Here is a 14,806-nt window from a genome sequence, read left to right as displayed (position 1 = left end):
CATCATAGCGGCCACCATGTGTTGAAGAATTTCGCCAGCCAGCCCTCACGGTTAGCCTCGTTCAACACGCCGCGACCGCCGTATTCGATCTCGGAATTGGCTACCTGGGTGGACAGCACCGTGTCCTGCGGAGTGATGTCGGCCGGACGCACAATCCCGCGGAAACGCACGTACTCGCGCCCCTGGTTGAGCGCGATCCACTTCTCGCCCTGCACCACGAGGTTACCATTGGACAACACATTCGCTACCGTGACCGAGATGGTCCCACTCAATTGGTTGCTCTGTGAACTGCTGCCCTTCCCGGCGAAGGCATTCTTGCCGGCGAGACTCGTACTGAGAACTGGATTGCCGTTGTAGGTAACGCCGGCGCCGAGAATCGTGGGTGCCGAGACGTCGACGCTGGTATCGCGCGACGTGGAGGTGTCTGCGGATTTGTTCGCGTTGGTGTTTTCGTCGAGAACCACCGTCAGGATGTCGCCGATGTGACGCGCTCGCTGATCCGAGAATAGCTGGACGCTGTCGGCGCTCTGGTAGATTGCCCCATTGTTCTGAGCGGTCGGCTTGGGCGCGACCGGCATCACCGGAGTGAAATCCGGATTGTTGCCCCGCGTCGGACCCGGGTTGAACGTGGCGCAGCCACCAAGCAACGCGAGTCCGGCCGCCAGCGCTGCCGCTCGTATGCCAGTACTCATCGCTCGCTTGTTCATGCTCGCATCCCGTCCTACAAGGTCTGGTTGACGTACTGCAACATCTGATCGGTGGTGGCGATCGCCTTCGAGTTGATCTCGTAGGCGCGCTGACACTCGATCATGTTCACCAGCGACTCGACGGTATTCACGTTCGAACTTTCCAGCGCCCCCTGCTGCAAGGTGCCCAGACCGTTGAGCCCGGGTGTGCCGGTTTGTGCTGTACCGCTCGCCGCCGTCTGTTGATAAAGGTTCTGGCCAATTGGCTGCAAGCCAGCCGGATTGATGAAGTTCGCGAGTTGTACCGTGCCGATCTGCGTCGGCGTAGTGCTACCGGCCACCGTGACGGTCACGGTGCCGTCGGTGCCAATGGTGATCGACTGCGTGTTGGCCGGCACGGTGATCGCCGGCTGCAGGGGATAGCCATTCGCCGTGACCACCTGGCCGTTGCTGTTGAGCTGGAATTCACCATCGCGTGTGTAGGCAATCGAACCGTCGGGCATGGTGATCTGAAAGAAACCCTGCCCCTGTATCGCCAGATCCAAATTGTTGCCTGTCTGGATGATGTTGCCCTGGGTGAAGATTTTCTCGGTCGAGTTCACCTTTACACCGGTACCAAGCATCAGCCCCGAGGGGATCTGCGTATTCTGGGTGGACTGCGCGCCAGGCTGGCGGACGTTCTGGTACAGCAGGTCCTCGAAGGAGGCGCGCCCTTTCTTGAAACCGGTGGTGCTGACGTTAGCCAGGTTATTGGCGATCACGTCCATCCGCGTCTGCTGCGCGTCGAGTCCGGTTTTTGCGATCCACAAGGCTGGATTCATGCGTTTATCTCTGTGCGTCAGGCCAGGCGAATCAGCTGTGCGCTGGCTTGATCGTTGGTTTCAGCGGTTTTCATCATCTTCACTTGCATCTCGTACTGCCGCGCCAGGGAGATCATCTTCACCATTGCGTTGACGGTGTTGACGTTGCTCCCCTCAAGCGCACCGGATACCAACGAAACATTGGCACTGGCCTGCAATGGCTGGCCGTTACGGGTATGCATGAGTCCGTCAAGTCCCTTGGCAAGTTGGCTGTCCGGCGGATTGACCAGCTTGATACGATCCACAACAGCGAGCGCACTGGGTTGTTGCCCCGAAGGCAGCACGGTGATCGTGCCGTCGGCACCGATCTCTATCTTTTGGTTAGGTGGCACCGCAATCGGTCCGGAATTGCCGATCACGGGGTATCCTTGATTCGTGGTGAGCAGGCCATTGCTGTTGACCTTGAGCTCGCCGGCGCGCGTGTAAGCCTCCTGGCCGTTGGGCCCCTGTACCGCTATCCAACCAGGACCGTTGATCGCAACGTCCAGCGAACGCCCTGTAGTAATCAGCGGCCCCTGGGTGAAATCCGTACCCGTACCCTCGTCCTGGGTGTAGACCCGACTGGCATAACCAGGACCTTCGATCGGGATCGCCTTGAAGGCCTCCAGATCGCGCTTGAACCCGACCGTATTGGCATTCGCCAGATTGTTCGTCGTGTTCGCCTGCGCCAACATGATTTCCTTGGCGCCGGACATCGCGATGTAGAGCATTCGATCCATGTCGCTATCCCGTTCCCGTTATCCGATCAGGTCATGTTAATGATGGTCTGGGTCACCGTGTTGGCCGTGGTGATGACCTTGGCATTAGCCTGGTAGTTGCGCTGCTCGGTTATAAGATCGACCAGCTGTTGCCCCTCGTTCACATTGGAGTTTTCCAGCGATCCCGACTGGATCTGCCCCAGACTTCCGGTGCCAGGCGCACCGAGGATCGGCGTGCCTGAGGCAAAGGACTGCCCCCAGCTTGTGTTGCCCAGCGACTGCAGGCCCTGCGGGTTGGTGAAGTTGGCGAGCGCCATCTGCCCCAGCGCCTGCGACTGACCATTGGTATAGCGAGCCGAAATCACCCCAGTGTTGCTGATATTCAGACCGGCCAGCTGACCGGATGTGTAGCCGTTCTGAGTCAGACTGTTGACGTTGCTGCTATTGCCGAACATCGTCGACCCAGTCAGGTTCAGCGTTACATTCATCGCCGCTGCGCCATTGGAAGGGGTATACGGGTCATAAGTGATCTGACCACCCGCCGGCGAAGACAGATTGCCGTTGGCGTCGAAGGTCAGTGTGGTCTGCGGATTGCCACCCACGTTTACCGTGGTGCCATCAATCTGGGTCAGCACCTGCCAGGTCGTGTTGCCGGGTGTGGTGCTGGTCGATGGTGTGGTGGTGTCCTTGCGGAAATACATGATCGCGGTATGCGGCGCACCCAGCGAGTCATAGACCGTCGCAGGTGTCGAGTAGGTATAGGTCGAGGTGTTGGCAGGGTTGATCGTGCCGGCACCGAGATCGGAAGCCGCCGCACTCAGGTTGATGGAAGCAGATACATTAGAGGTTGCCTGCGGAGGTCCTGCGCTGGTAGAGAGTTGCAGACTGGTCAGACTGCCCTGATTGAAGGTTGGATTGGTCGCCTGCGGATTGATCGGAGCATAGACCTGCAACTGCTGCCCTTGAGAATTGACCACGTAACCCTGCTGATTGACCTGCATGGATCCAGCGCGGCTGTAGACCTGGGTTCCGTTGTTGCTGAAAACAAAAAAGCCCTGGCCATTGATCGCGGTATCCAGGGTATTACCGGTATTCTGCAGCGTACCCTGGCTGAACTCCTGGGTCACCGCTTGTAATTGCACGCCAGAGCCGATCGCCTTGTTGCTGAGACCGTTGTAAGCCGTGGCATAAATGTCGCCGAACTCGGCCCGCGACGACTTGAACCCAGTGGTGCCTGCATTGGCAATATTGTTCGCCGTCACGTTCAGCGCTTGGGAAGCCGCGTTCAATCCCGTCAATGCCGTTCCGAATGCCATGGTGTGTCTCCTTGAACCGGGCGGCCTGCCCCGTTAGCTGATCTGCTGAACCTGGGAAAGATCGACATTACCCAACCCGCCGGCGAGCCCAAGCGTGATCGGCCCGCCGTTCTGTGACAGAGTGACGCTCGATACCTGCCCCGGGGTCAGGATGCTCAGGGCCTGGTTCTGTCCGTTGACCACGCCGGTTGCCTTTACCGAATAAGTCCCTGCTGGCATCGGCGTACCCTGCATGTTCGAGCCGTCCCAAGTGAAATTCGCCGAACCCTGGACCTGATTTCCGAGGTCGATCTGTTTCACGAGCTGGCCAGACGGGTCGTAGATCCCCACCGTTACCTGCTGCGCCGGCGTGGTGACGTCGACCGACCCTTGCATCGAACCGGAGGCGGGCAGCACCGCCTGCGACGAGGGCGCAAGCACCGTCCGGCCCACCAGACTCGCGGCCTGCAGCGCCTGATTGGTCGACATTGACTGGGACAGGGTGGCGAACGAGGTCGCCATGTTCTGGATACCGGACACCGTGCTGAACTGCGCGAGCTGGGCAAGCATGTTCTGTGCGCTCATCGGCTGTGTAGGGTCCTGATTCTGCAATTCGGCCACCATGAGGTTCAGAAAAGCCTGCTGGCCGAGTTGACCATTGGAAGAACTCGAACCGCTGGTCGCGGTACCGGGAGAAGCGGTGCTACCGGTTAACCCGAGCTGGGCAAGAATGCTGGGATTGAGACTTGAATTGGTAACGGTTCCGGTAGTCATCGCTGCACCTCAAAGGTCGCTTACGCTGTTATTTACCGAGTTGCTGCACGGTATTGAGCAACAGCTGCTGGGTTGTGGTCAGGACGTTCACATTGTTCTGGTAACTGCGCGACGCCGAGATCATGTTCGCCATCTGCTCGATGGTGTTGACGTTGGTCGTGTACACGTAGCCTTGCTTATCCGCGAGGGGATTGCCCGGCGCATATTCGCGACGGATCGGAGCACGGCTTTCCTGTATGTCGGTCACGCGTACCCCGACGGCAGAATCGCCTCCCTGGCTTTGCATCAGCATGCTCGCGAACACCGGCTGCCTGGCGCGGTACGCCGCCTTCTCACTGGAGGCCACGTCGTCAGCGTTGGCGAGATTGCTGGCGATCGTGTTGAGCCGTACGCTCTGCGCCGCAAGCCCTGAACCCGCAATATTGAAAATGCTGTAGAGACTCATCTTCAGGTACCCATGATCGCGTTGCTGAGCCCTTGCAGTCGCCCACTCAGAAAGGCCAACGTGGCCTGGTAGCGAATGGCGTTTTCGCCGAAAGCCGCCTGGTTGTACTGCAGATTGACCGTATTCCCGTCCAGCGAGGGCTGCAGTGGAACCTGATACATCACCGGCGCCTGTCCAGAACCGCTACCGGCCGGTTCCATGTGCATCGGGTTGGTCCGAGTCAGCGGCAGATTGCCACCCTGTCCGTCGGCCGCGGCCAGAGCCGTCTTGAAATCGATGTCGCGCGCCTTGTATCCGGGCGTGTCCGCATTGGCGATGTTGGATGCCAGCAGCTCCGCACGCTGCGACTCAAGCTGCAGCGCCTGCGGGAAAACACCCAGTGCCTGGTCGATGGAAAACGGCATTGCATCACCCTAAAGTTTTTCTCTACAGGGCCGATAGCAATTCAGATGCCAATCGCGCAAAGCCAGCCACGATGCGGTTTGCATGTGCTGTATGCGATGCCAGGCGGCAAGCATTCGCCGCCACGCGGCAAACCTTCCCCGCGCTTGCCGGCTGGTCGATAAAGCCTTTTTATCCGAGACCTTGCGGCGTTAGCATGTGCGTCCACTCAGCCTCCACGAGCGCACGCATGCCCCTAGAAGCCGCCGATCAATGGATTCAGCGCGTGGCCGACGCCACTCTCCCGCGTGTCACACAAAGCGGCCCTCATGCCTGGCTGCTGCGCCAGAGCCTATACACCCATTTTCAGCGTCTGGTAGCCCTGAGCAGTCTGGGTGAAATGGGCGGCGACATTCTCGACGTGGGCGCCGGTACCGGGGCGTTGACCCTTGATCTCGCGTGGCACGCCCAACCTGGTTCACGCATCACGGCGGTTGACAACGACGCCGTGGCGCTCGCCCTGCTTGCTGACATCGCCCGAGACCTAAATATCGCAGTGACCTGCCTGGAGGGCGAGGCCGACAAGCTGCCCCTGCCCGACGCGAGCCAGTCGATGACAGTGGCGCGCTACGTCTTCCAGCATCTGCCGCAACCATCCCTGGCACTGCATGAAATGCGTCGTGTAACCCAACCCGGGGGACGCATTCTCATCGTCGACGTGGATGACGGCATCGCCCTCGGCGAACCGCCGGAATCCTCGGCACTTGCCGGTCTACGCGAGGCCATCCGCAACCAACAGGCACGTGCCGGTGGCAACCGCTTCATCGGCAGGCATCTTTATCGGATGATGCGCGATGCCGGCTTGGAATCAATCCAAGTGATCATCATGCCGCGTGTACGCCTGGGTCTGCAGCATGGTCGCAACGGACAGATGGAGGAACATCAGACGGCGCGCATGCTGAGCGAACGCGATGCACTGATCGAGGCCGGCCTGATCACCGCCGAGGCCTTCGACGCTGGTATCGAAGCCCTGCGTCACGATTTCGCAGAGGATCGATTCGAACTCGATGCCGACTTCATTGCCGTGGGGCGAGTACCTGCCGGCAAGTAAATTTTCTTTGCAAGACGACCGCTTACACCGCACAATGAGTGCACTGTCGAGGGAGACGATAGCATGCGCACCGTCCTGCAAAAGGCGTTGGTCGTAATCGGGCTCATCATCAGCGGCACCGCTCTTGCGGCCGCGCAAACCGACACGACGGCGGCCTTCAAGGCCGCGCTTGCGGCGTTGTCCACCGGCCATCTCGAGCGCTTCACCGCGCTTGCTAGCCCCTTGCACGACAACATTCTTTATCCCTATCTACGCTACGCCTATCTCAAACACGAAATCAGACAGGCCACTCGCCCTGAGATCGATACCTTCCTGCACGACAATACACGGTTACCGATCAGCGATTCGCTACGCAGAGAGTGGCTGCTTGAACTGGCTCGTCGCAAGGACTGGGCGACTTTCCTGGCCGAAGACACCGGACAGGGCGGCTCACGGATAGACTGTGCCCGAGCACAAGCGCTTGCGGCGACCGGGCAAGTCAATGCCGCACTCTCGCTGGCCCGGCGCCTGTGGCTGGCAGGTTATTCGCAACCGCAGAGCTGCGACCCGGTCTTCTCCCTGCTGAATGCACATGGGGTGATGACGCCCGCACTCGTGCAAGAGCGGATATTGCTCGCACTCGAAGCGCACAATCCCGGCCTTGCACGCTATCTCGCTCGCAACCTGCAAGGCGCCACACGCAACCTGGCCGACCACTGGCTGCAAGCCTACAACTCACCCACCACACTAACCGGCGGCAACAGCGTGGCCCTGGGCACCTCCGAAGAGCGCGATCGTGTCCTACAGGCGGCCTTTCTCAATCTGGCACGACGTGATCCGGTCCAGGCGCGACGAATCTGGGTGCAATTTTCCTCTACACAAATCGCCCTGCCGGACTACATGCGCGAACGCGTAACCCGGGCCATCGCGCTGAATGCCGCCTGGGACAACCTACCCCAGGCTGGCGCCTGGCTCGCTTCTCTTCCTCCTAAAGCAGTCAATGACGATGTGCGCATCTGGCGTGTCCGCGTCGCCCTGCGTAACGGCAACTGGCTTGGCACCCTCAAGGCGATCCGTGCGATGCCCCGCTGGGAGCGTGCACTTGGTACCTGGCAATACTGGGAGGCACGCGCGCTGGATGCGCTCGGCCAACCTCTTGAAGCAGAGAAAGTGGCGGCCCCATTGTCACGCAAATTTAGCTATTACGGCTTCCTCGCGGCTGAATTCCTACAGCGCCCATACGCTACCGGGAACCCTTTGCCGACTAGCGATCCAACCCTGCAGCGGCAGGTTTCCCGGCGCTACCTGATCCGCGTTGCCTTGGCCCTCGAGGCCGCCGCGCAACACAGCGACGCCAAGGCTGCTTGGCTCGCGGCGCTGCGTCCACTCCATCGCAGTGAGCGACTTGCCGCAGCTGAACTCGCCTACCGTGACGGCTGGGCCTATGGGGCCTATGCCGCAGCCGCACGCGCCGGCCTTCGCAATGCCTCGCGTCTGATGTTCCCCTTCGAACATATGCACTACATACATGCGGCTGCCAGCAGTAATGGACTCGGCCCCGGACTGATACTCGCTGTCATGCGTCAGGAGAGCGCGTTCCAAGCCTCGGTCTGCTCGGACAAGGGCGCCTGCGGGCTGCTGCAGCTTCTGCCCGAAACAGCATGCTGGATCGGTCGTCAGGCCGGTTTCGGTGGACAAGCCTGTGACAGCCAAGCGCTCTCACAACCCGCCGTCAACATCCGTGCCGGCGCGAGCTACCTCGCCTACTTGCTCAAGCAGTTCGGCAACGACGCGGCTCTTGCCCTCGCCGCCTACAACGCTGGTCCTTCGACGGTAACGCGCTGGCTCTCTTCGCCCGCTGCAGCCGCCGCAAAACCTGGCTCCGCGCGCTGGGTGGCCACACTGCCCTACGGCGAGACGCGTCAGTATGTCGAATCGGTGCTGTTCAACCGGGTGGTTTACGAAAAACGCCTCAGCCCGCACACAGCCGTTGCCACAGCCACACCGCGTTATGTAACCACCGAGGACACACCCCGTCTGGCGGATACGATTCTTCCCCGAAGCCCTAATGCGGCCCCGGGGACTCCACACTGAAACTCGCCTCAGGGCTTGATGTAACGGAAGCCGTGCGCTTCCAGCTGCATGATGCGCACGATGCCCCCAGGCACTACCGCCGCGGAATCCACCAGCTTGGGCAAATGTCCTAGCTTCTTCTTGAAGCCGAGCATGGTGTTGTGACACGCATCGAACTCCACACCTTCTGAATTCAGACTCTGAATACGATCGGCCACCTTGCTGTTCTTGAACAACATCTTCAGACCAGGGCCGTAAGCTACGATCACGATCTGGACATTGGAAGGCCCAAAGTAATTGAGCAAGTTGGAGGCGTTGTTCAGTACCAGCGTCCAGCGCTTCGGATCCGCCTGACTCACCTGGATCACCGTATGCTCCTTGGCGAAAGGATGTGAATGAACGAATTCGAGCTTGTTGTAGTTGTAATGTTTGTACAGCGACCAATTCTCGGCCTGTGCAGGCTGATAGGCCGCGCAAGCCAGCAACGCCAGTGCTGGAACGACCAAACGGACTATGCGGGACATGAGCAACTCCTTTAGGTGTATTTCTGTAGCAATTGTGCCGGCTGGCAGCCAGCTTATAGTCAGGTGAACGGGCGATCACCAATCGACCTGCCAGTGACGCGCCCGACACTGCATGAGACACCCAAACTTTGCGAACTATTCCATCGCCCAGACGTCATTTGCATGACAACCCCGCAGGAAACCACCCCCATGCGCGTATGTGACGGCAGCTGCCGCCGGCTGGCGGCCATCGAACGACATCGACCCGAAACAGCACCGACGACGGCACTGATCCGTCAACTACGTGAGCACGCCGGGGGCTTGTCGCGCGGCACCCCGGACGAGACCGTCGACCTGCTCCTGCGCGCCGCCGAAACGCTGGAACGTCTGCATCGCGCGACGCCAGGCGGGGACTGAGTCCCGCGTGGGCGCCTGTCGCGAATGCCGCCCGAATGATACGATGCGCTCCCTCCTGCCTCCCCGGAAAAGCAGTCCACGCTCTCTCTGACATGGCCGCCCAGAACGATCTAGACGGACTCAATCCCGCACAGCGCGAAGCAGTCAAGGAAGCGGACCGCCCGTTGCTGGTGCTCGCCGGCGCCGGCAGCGGCAAGACCCGCGTGATTACCGCCAAAATCGCCCATCTGGTACGCCATCGCGGCACGCCATCCCGCGGCATCGTAGCGGTCACCTTCACCAACAAGGCGGCGCGCGAGATGAAGGCGCGAGCCGGAGCGCTGCTCTCCCGCGAAGAGGCGCGCGGCCTGACGATTTCCACATTCCATACCCTCGGGCTGAATTTCCTGCGGCGCGAGCTGGCGCTCGCCGGCCTCAAGGCCGGGTTCACCATCTTCGACGCCCAGGACGCCCATGCGCTGATCCGCGAACTGACGCACAAGGACGGTACCGGCGACGAGGATCCGATCCGCCACCGCATCTCGCGCTGGAAGAACGATCTGACATCCCCGGAAGAGGCGGTGGCCCAGGCCGCGGACGAATTCGACGCGCGCGCGGCGAAGATCTATCAGCGCTATCAGCGCTCGCTGGCCGCCTACAACGCGGTTGACTTCGACGACCTCATCCTGCTCCCCGTGCGCCTGCTGGAGGACCACGCCGAGGCGCGCGAACGCTGGCAGAACCGGGTACGCCATCTGCTGGTCGACGAATACCAGGACACCAATGCCTCGCAATACGCCCTGATGCGCCTGCTGGTGGGCGTCGACGGCGGGCTGACCGTGGTCGGCGACGACGACCAGTCGATTTACGCCTGGCGCGGCGCGCGGCCGGAAAACCTCACCCGCCTGCAGAGCGACTTCCCGCGTCTGCAGGTGGTCAAGCTGGAACAGAACTACCGCTCCACCGGCCGCATCCTGGCCGCCGCCAACCACCTCATCGCGCGCAACCCCCACGTGTTCGAAAAGCGTCTGTGGAGCGCTCTCGGCGCCGGCGAGATGCTGCGCGTGGTGCCGGCCAGCAGCGCCGAGGACGAGGCCGCGCGCGTGGTTTCGGAGATCATCCGGCGTCACTTCCAGGAACGCTGCGAATACCGCGATTTCGCCATTCTCTATCGCGGCAACCATCAGGCCCGGCCGTTCGAACGCTGGCTGCGCGAGCACAACATCCCCTATCGTCTGTCCGGCGGTACCGGCTTCTTCGAGCGCCAGGAGGTCAAGGACTTCATGGCCTATCTGCGCCTGCTGGTGAACCCGGACGACGATGCGGCCTTCCTGCGCGTGGTCAACACCCCGCGCCGCGGCATCGGCCCGTCCACCCTGGAAGCCCTCGGCGAATACGCCGGCGGACGCGGCGTCGGCCTGCTGGCCGCGTCCGGCGAGATGGGGTTGGAGCAACAGCTTCCCGGCCGCGCCGTCGCCGCCCTGCGGCGCTTCACCGACTGGGTCGGCGAGCGCGCGCGCGAGGCCGAGGATGCCGACCCGGTCGCCCTCGCCCGCCGTCTGCTCGAGGAAATCGATTACGCCGCCTGGCTGGAGGAAATTCACGGCGATCCCAAGGCCGCCACGCGCCGGCTCGACTACGTGCACGAGCTGATCGAGTGGATGCAGCGCCTTGCCCAGGACGAACCCGAGCGCCGTCTGCCGGATATCGTGTCGCACATGTCGCTGATGGACATCCTGGAACGCAACGGCGAGGACGCGGATCAGAACGCGGTCAACCTGATGACCCTGCATGCCGCCAAGGGGCTGGAGTTTCCGCACGTCTTCCTGGTCGGCATGGAAGAGGAACTGCTGCCGCATCGCACCAGCATCGAATCCGGCGATCTCGAGGAGGAACGGCGACTCGCCTACGTCGGCATCACCCGGGCGCGACGCAGCCTGACGCTGACCTACGCGGAAAAGCGCAAGCGCTATGGCGAGGAATACGACTGCGAGCCCAGCCGATTCCTGGAGGAGCTCCCGGCCGAACACCTGGAGTGGCGGCGCGAACCGCCGAGCGCCGAGGAATCGCGCGAACTCGGCCGCGCACACATCGCCAATCTCAAGGCCCTGCTGGACTGAACACCGTGCGCGAACTGCCGGAGAATCGTCGCCCGCTGCCCATCGGCGTATTCGATTCAGGTGTTGGCGGACTTACCGTGCTGCGCGCGCTGCGCCAGCGTCTGCCAAAGGAGGATCTGCTCTACCTCGGCGACATGGCGCGCCTGCCCTATGGCACCAAGAGCCCACAGACGGTCGCGCGCTACGCCTGTCAGGCCGCCGAGGTACTCGTCGGGCGCGGCATCAAGCTCCTCGTGGTGGCCTGCAACACCGCCTCCGCCCTGGCCCTCGACGCCCTGCGCGAACGCTTCCCCGCACTGCCGGTGATCGGCGTTCTCGAGCCCGGCGCCGCGGCCGCCTGCGCCGCCACGCGCAGCGGACGCATCGCCGTGATCGCCACCGAAAGCACCGTGCGCGGCGGCGCCTATGCGCGCGCCATCGCCGCCCTGCGCCCCGACGCCGCGGTCAGCTCCGCCGCCTGTCCGCTGTTCGTCTCGCTCGCCGAGGAGGGCTGGCACGACGGCCCGGTGGTCGAGGCCGTCGCCCGGCATTACCTGGAACCCCTGCTCGAAACGGCCGCACCGGACGTGCTGGTGCTCGGCTGTACGCATTTCCCGGTCTTCACCGCGACCCTGAAAACCCTAGTCGGCCCGCAGACCGCCCTGGTCGACTCGGCCTCGACCACCGCCGAGACGGTCGCCGCAATCCTCACTCGCGAGGATCTCGCCAACGCCGCTTCACGGGCTGGCGGCAGCCGCTACCTGACCACCGACGCGCCCGAGCGTTTCGCACGCGTGGCCGCCGCCTTCCTCGATCCCGAGCAGGCCCCGACCCAGGTGGAACTCGTCGATCTGTGAGAAATCCAGGCTTCGTGTTATGTTGGCGCATCGCGCCCGGATGACCTTATGGATTACGAAAACATCGCCGACCTGCAGGCCCGTATCACGGCCATGAAGATCGAACATCGCGACCTAGACGCCGCGATCGCGGCGATGGCCTTTTCCCCCGGTGCCGACCAACTCCAGCTGACCCGCCTCAAGCGCCGCAAGCTGCAGCTCAAGGACAGCATTGCCCGCTTGGAAAGCCGGCTGATACCCGACCTGGATGCCTGAGTCAGGCTTCGGAATCCGGCGGCGATGAACATCCTCGCGATCTCAGGGAGCCTGCGGCAGGCCTCGCTGAACACCCTGCTGCTGCGCGCAGTCGCCCGCCTCGCGCCCGCCGGCATCGAGGTCGCGCTTTACCGCGGCCTGGGCGAACTGCCGTTGTTCAATCCCGATCTCGATGCCGACGCTTGCGCGCCGGTGGCCGATTTGAAGCAGCGGATTCTGCGTGCGGACGCCTTGCTCATCGCCAGTCCCGAATACGCCCACGGCGTGACCGGCGCGATCAAGAACGGCCTCGACTGGATGGTGGGCAACGAAAGTTTCGTCGACAAGCCGGTGGCGCTGCTGAACGCGTCGCCGCGCGCCGTACACGCACTGGCCGCTCTGCGCGAAACGCTCGTCACCATGTCCGCCCGCCTCGTCGACGGCGCCTGCATGACCGTTCCGCTGCTGGGTTCCGGACTCGACGAATCGGACATCCTGGAACATCCCGAATGGGCGCCCGCGTTGATCGACATGTTGCACACGCTGGGGCGCGCCGCCGGCCACGACGGCGACGTTTAGGGGCGCAACCGACGCACCGGTTGCTAGGGCCTGTTCACACGATGCGCTGGTGTAACTGGCTCTAGTAATGCGGCGGGGGCGGCTCCTGTTCTGGCGCCAGCACCGCCGTTTCGCGCAGATCCGCCAGCTGCCCCTTGAGATGCTCGATCACTCGCCAGGCATCGCGCAGTTCGCGCTCGCGCAGCAGCAAGGTATCGGTCAGCGCATCCATCCCGGCCTCGAGATGCGCCATGCGCTCCTCCAGCTCGATCAGCCTCCGCTCCGCCGATTCCGGGGCGCTCATCGCGGTCCCTCGGCCGAACCCGGGGCGGCGGCCGGCAGATCGGCAATGCGCATCGCGGTCGCCACCATGCGCGACAGGTCGCCGGTATCCGCGGGAATCACCACCGCGGTACCCTCCTTGGCCAGATTGCCCCACTGCACGATGTAATCCTTGGCCACCTGCATGCGCATCGCCTGCTCGCCGCCGGGCGTCTGCAGCGAGGCGGCAATCGCGCCGATTGCGTTCGCGGTGGCCTCGGCCACCAGCTGGATCGCCTTACCCTGCCCCTGAGCCTCGAGGATGCGTGCCTGGCGCTCGCCCTCGGCCAGATTGATCTGCTGCTGACGCTCGCCCTCGGAGATGTTGATCTGCTGCTGTTTCTCGCCCTCGGAGCGGGCGATCATGGCGCGCTTCTCGCGCTCGGCGGTAATCTGCAGCTCCATCGCGCGTAGCACCTCCTCCGGCGGCGAGATGTCGCGAATCTCGTAGCGCAGCACCTTGACGCCCCAGTTGATTGCCGCCTCGTCGAGCGCGGTCACCACCTCGGTGTTGAGTTCCTGACGCGAGGACAGCACCTGATCGAGGTGCAAGCGGCCAACCGCCGAGCGCATGGTGGTTTGCGCGAGCTGCACCACGGCGGCCACCGGGTCCGAGGTACCGTAGGCCGCGGCGCGCGCATCGGTGATCTGGAAATACAACACGCCGTCGACGCTGACCTGCGTGTTGTCCAGCGTGATGCAGATCTGCTTGGGGATGTCGACCGGGGTCTCGCGCAGGTCGAAGCGGTAGGGTACGGCGTCGACAATGGGGATGATCACGTTCAGCCCCGGCTCGAGGACCCGGTTGAAGCGGCCCAGGCGCTCCACCACCCAGCCGCGCTGCTGCGGCACGATGCGGATGCCGCGGACGATGACGAAAACGACGATCACGGCCAGCGCGATCAGAACGACGAGCAACGGGTTCATCGCATGTAGCTCCTCAAAAGTAGGCGAAGCGGATCAGGAATGCGGCGACGCTGGATCGGCAGGATTCACGACATTCCCCTCATTGCGGGCGAGAAGCAGGCGGTTGCCCTCCCTGCGCTGGATGAGCAGACGTTCGCCGACGGCCGGCGGAGCGGCGCCCGGCAGCACGGCGGCCCATTCGGTTCCGCGGTAGCGCACCCGCAATTCGGGCTGGACGCACAGAACCACCACCTCGTGGCCGCTGTCGTCCTGCGTGGTACGCTCCGCGGCCGCATTGCTCAGGCGCCGACGCAAGCGGTGGGCAGCCAACAGGAACAGGGTGGCGAGCAGCGTGGCAAGACCCAAGTCGACCGTCGCACCGAGGTTCCACGCCAACTCGGCGCCGCCAGCCAGCAACAGCGCCAGCCCGAAGGCGAGCAGATAGAAGGTGCCGCTGGCGATTTCCGCCGCACACAGCGCCGCTCCCGCCAGCACGAGCAAGGTACCCAATCCGTTCATGGCCGCATCCCCCATCATCGCCGCCAAGCGGCGAGTCGCCTGATTATCCTATATCCTGTCGGAGCTTAAACCAGTCAGCGTGTGCCTGCTGCAGCAGTGCCCTATCCTTCC

At 62.9% G+C, this 14,806-nt stretch carries 18 protein-coding genes; 7 read left to right on the top strand and 11 right to left on the bottom strand.

Annotation, left to right across the window (positions count from 1 at the left end):
* Positions 1–2 precede the first annotated feature (2 nt).
* Genes flgH through flgB form a run of 7 tightly spaced genes read right to left on the bottom strand, consistent with a single transcriptional unit; the run spans position 3 to position 5,162 of the window.
* Positions 3–707, bottom strand: coding sequence for a flagellar basal body L-ring protein FlgH (flgH, locus tag BJI67_RS05635; RefSeq protein ID WP_070072209.1), 705 nt, complete (start codon positions 705–707; stop codon positions 3–5).
* A 14-nt stretch (positions 708–721) separates the two neighbouring features.
* A complete protein-coding gene (gene flgG / locus BJI67_RS05630) occupies positions 722–1,507 on the bottom strand; it encodes a flagellar basal-body rod protein FlgG (RefSeq protein ID WP_070072208.1) in 786 nt (261 codons plus the stop codon).
* 17 nt (positions 1,508–1,524) lie between these two features.
* A complete protein-coding gene (gene flgF, locus BJI67_RS05625) occupies positions 1,525–2,265 on the bottom strand; it encodes a flagellar basal-body rod protein FlgF (RefSeq protein WP_070072207.1) in 741 nt (246 codons plus the stop codon).
* A gap of 26 nt (positions 2,266–2,291) precedes the next feature.
* Positions 2,292–3,560 (bottom strand): flagellar hook protein FlgE, encoded by a 1,269-nt coding sequence (flgE, locus tag BJI67_RS05620; protein WP_070072206.1) that lies wholly within the window; start codon positions 3,558–3,560, stop codon positions 2,292–2,294.
* Between the two features lie 33 nt (positions 3,561–3,593).
* Entirely contained in the window at positions 3,594–4,313 is a 720-nt protein-coding gene (locus BJI67_RS05615; protein WP_070072205.1) for a flagellar hook assembly protein FlgD, read from the bottom strand.
* A 28-nt stretch (positions 4,314–4,341) separates the two neighbouring features.
* On the bottom strand, positions 4,342–4,758 hold the full coding sequence (flgC, locus tag BJI67_RS05610; RefSeq protein WP_070072204.1) for a flagellar basal body rod protein FlgC: 417 nt from the start codon (positions 4,756–4,758) through the stop codon (positions 4,342–4,344).
* Positions 4,759–4,760: 2 nt separating this feature from the next.
* Positions 4,761–5,162, bottom strand: a complete 402-nt coding sequence (gene flgB, locus BJI67_RS05605; RefSeq protein ID WP_070072203.1) for a flagellar basal body rod protein FlgB — start codon at positions 5,160–5,162, stop codon at positions 4,761–4,763.
* Between the two features lie 227 nt (positions 5,163–5,389).
* Between flgB and BJI67_RS05600 the strand changes: the two genes are divergently transcribed.
* Together BJI67_RS05600 and BJI67_RS05595 are read left to right on the top strand one after the other, a co-directional pair.
* The gene (locus BJI67_RS05600; protein ID WP_070072202.1) at positions 5,390–6,250 is read left to right on the top strand and encodes a methyltransferase domain-containing protein; all 861 of its coding nucleotides are present in this window, start codon (positions 5,390–5,392) and stop codon (positions 6,248–6,250) included.
* Between the two features lie 63 nt (positions 6,251–6,313).
* Entirely contained in the window at positions 6,314–8,323 is a 2,010-nt protein-coding gene (locus BJI67_RS05595; RefSeq protein ID WP_070072201.1) for a transglycosylase SLT domain-containing protein, read from the top strand.
* A gap of 8 nt (positions 8,324–8,331) precedes the next feature.
* On the opposite strand, the gene BJI67_RS05590 is transcribed toward BJI67_RS05595, so the two are convergent.
* Positions 8,332–8,826 (bottom strand): DsrE family protein, encoded by a 495-nt coding sequence (locus BJI67_RS05590; protein ID WP_070072200.1) that lies wholly within the window; start codon positions 8,824–8,826, stop codon positions 8,332–8,334.
* A gap of 189 nt (positions 8,827–9,015) precedes the next feature.
* On the opposite strand from BJI67_RS05590, the gene BJI67_RS05585 reads away from it, so the two are divergent.
* From BJI67_RS05585 to BJI67_RS05565, 5 genes are all read left to right on the top strand, one after another.
* The gene (locus BJI67_RS05585; protein ID WP_156782037.1) at positions 9,016–9,222 is read left to right on the top strand and encodes a hypothetical protein; all 207 of its coding nucleotides are present in this window, start codon (positions 9,016–9,018) and stop codon (positions 9,220–9,222) included.
* 92 nt (positions 9,223–9,314) lie between these two features.
* Entirely contained in the window at positions 9,315–11,321 is a 2,007-nt protein-coding gene (locus BJI67_RS05580) for a UvrD-helicase domain-containing protein (RefSeq protein ID WP_070072198.1), read from the top strand.
* 5 nt (positions 11,322–11,326) lie between these two features.
* Positions 11,327–12,157 carry a glutamate racemase gene (murI, locus tag BJI67_RS05575; protein ID WP_197513323.1) on the top strand — a complete coding sequence of 277 codons (831 nt, stop codon included), beginning with the start codon at positions 11,327–11,329 and terminating at the stop codon, positions 12,155–12,157.
* Positions 12,158–12,205: 48 nt separating this feature from the next.
* Positions 12,206–12,412, top strand: coding sequence for a YdcH family protein (locus BJI67_RS05570; protein WP_070072197.1), 207 nt, complete (start codon positions 12,206–12,208; stop codon positions 12,410–12,412).
* Positions 12,413–12,436: 24 nt separating this feature from the next.
* A complete protein-coding gene (locus tag BJI67_RS05565) occupies positions 12,437–12,970 on the top strand; it encodes an NADPH-dependent FMN reductase (RefSeq protein ID WP_070072196.1) in 534 nt (177 codons plus the stop codon).
* Positions 12,971–13,031: 61 nt separating this feature from the next.
* Here the strand turns inward: BJI67_RS05565 and BJI67_RS05560 are convergent, their stop codons facing one another.
* Genes BJI67_RS05560 through BJI67_RS05550 form a run of 3 tightly spaced genes read right to left on the bottom strand, consistent with a single transcriptional unit; the run spans position 13,032 to position 14,695 of the window.
* Complete coding sequence (locus tag BJI67_RS05560) at positions 13,032–13,253, bottom strand: SlyX family protein (protein ID WP_070072195.1); 222 nt, start codon at positions 13,251–13,253, stop codon at positions 13,032–13,034.
* A complete protein-coding gene (locus BJI67_RS05555; RefSeq protein ID WP_070072194.1) occupies positions 13,250–14,197 on the bottom strand; it encodes an SPFH domain-containing protein in 948 nt (315 codons plus the stop codon). The genes BJI67_RS05560 and BJI67_RS05555 overlap by 4 nt, the downstream gene beginning before the upstream one ends.
* Positions 14,198–14,230: 33 nt before the next feature.
* On the bottom strand, positions 14,231–14,695 hold the full coding sequence (locus BJI67_RS05550) for an NfeD family protein (protein ID WP_070073979.1): 465 nt from the start codon (positions 14,693–14,695) through the stop codon (positions 14,231–14,233).
* Positions 14,696–14,806 lie beyond the last annotated feature (111 nt).

This window comes from Acidihalobacter aeolianus, assembly GCF_001753165.1.
In the GTDB taxonomy this organism is placed as follows: Bacteria; Pseudomonadota; Gammaproteobacteria; order DSM-5130; family Acidihalobacteraceae; genus Acidihalobacter; species Acidihalobacter aeolianus.
Note: the sequence above shows the minus strand (reverse complement) of the source record. Positions and strands in the feature narration are given on the sequence as shown.

What these genes read in the sequence shown, in the direction of transcription:
- flgH (WP_070072209.1), bottom strand. Translation starts at nt 707, where the DNA reads ATGAACAAGCGAGCGATGAGTACTGGCATACGAGCGGCAGCGCTGGCG.
- flgG (WP_070072208.1), bottom strand. Translation starts at nt 1,507, where the DNA reads ATGAATCCAGCCTTGTGGATCGCAAAAACCGGACTCGACGCGCAGCAG.
- flgF (WP_070072207.1), bottom strand. Translation starts at nt 2,265, where the DNA reads ATGGATCGAATGCTCTACATCGCGATGTCCGGCGCCAAGGAAATCATG.
- flgE (WP_070072206.1), bottom strand. Translation starts at nt 3,560, where the DNA reads ATGGCATTCGGAACGGCATTGACGGGATTGAACGCGGCTTCCCAAGCG.
- BJI67_RS05615 (WP_070072205.1), bottom strand. Translation starts at nt 4,313, where the DNA reads ATGACTACCGGAACCGTTACCAATTCAAGTCTCAATCCCAGCATTCTT.
- flgC (WP_070072204.1), bottom strand. Translation starts at nt 4,758, where the DNA reads ATGAGTCTCTACAGCATTTTCAATATTGCGGGTTCAGGGCTTGCGGCG.
- flgB (WP_070072203.1), bottom strand. Translation starts at nt 5,162, where the DNA reads ATGCCGTTTTCCATCGACCAGGCACTGGGTGTTTTCCCGCAGGCGCTG.
- BJI67_RS05600 (WP_070072202.1), top strand. Translation starts at nt 5,390, where the DNA reads ATGCCCCTAGAAGCCGCCGATCAATGGATTCAGCGCGTGGCCGACGCC.
- BJI67_RS05595 (WP_070072201.1), top strand. Translation starts at nt 6,314, where the DNA reads ATGCGCACCGTCCTGCAAAAGGCGTTGGTCGTAATCGGGCTCATCATC.
- BJI67_RS05590 (WP_070072200.1), bottom strand. Translation starts at nt 8,826, where the DNA reads ATGTCCCGCATAGTCCGTTTGGTCGTTCCAGCACTGGCGTTGCTGGCT.
- BJI67_RS05585 (WP_156782037.1), top strand. Translation starts at nt 9,016, where the DNA reads ATGCGCGTATGTGACGGCAGCTGCCGCCGGCTGGCGGCCATCGAACGA.
- BJI67_RS05580 (WP_070072198.1), top strand. Translation starts at nt 9,315, where the DNA reads ATGGCCGCCCAGAACGATCTAGACGGACTCAATCCCGCACAGCGCGAA.
- BJI67_RS05570 (WP_070072197.1), top strand. Translation starts at nt 12,206, where the DNA reads ATGGATTACGAAAACATCGCCGACCTGCAGGCCCGTATCACGGCCATG.
- BJI67_RS05565 (WP_070072196.1), top strand. Translation starts at nt 12,437, where the DNA reads ATGAACATCCTCGCGATCTCAGGGAGCCTGCGGCAGGCCTCGCTGAAC.
- BJI67_RS05560 (WP_070072195.1), bottom strand. Translation starts at nt 13,253, where the DNA reads ATGAGCGCCCCGGAATCGGCGGAGCGGAGGCTGATCGAGCTGGAGGAG.
- BJI67_RS05555 (WP_070072194.1), bottom strand. Translation starts at nt 14,197, where the DNA reads ATGAACCCGTTGCTCGTCGTTCTGATCGCGCTGGCCGTGATCGTCGTT.
- BJI67_RS05550 (WP_070073979.1), bottom strand. Translation starts at nt 14,695, where the DNA reads ATGAACGGATTGGGTACCTTGCTCGTGCTGGCGGGAGCGGCGCTGTGT.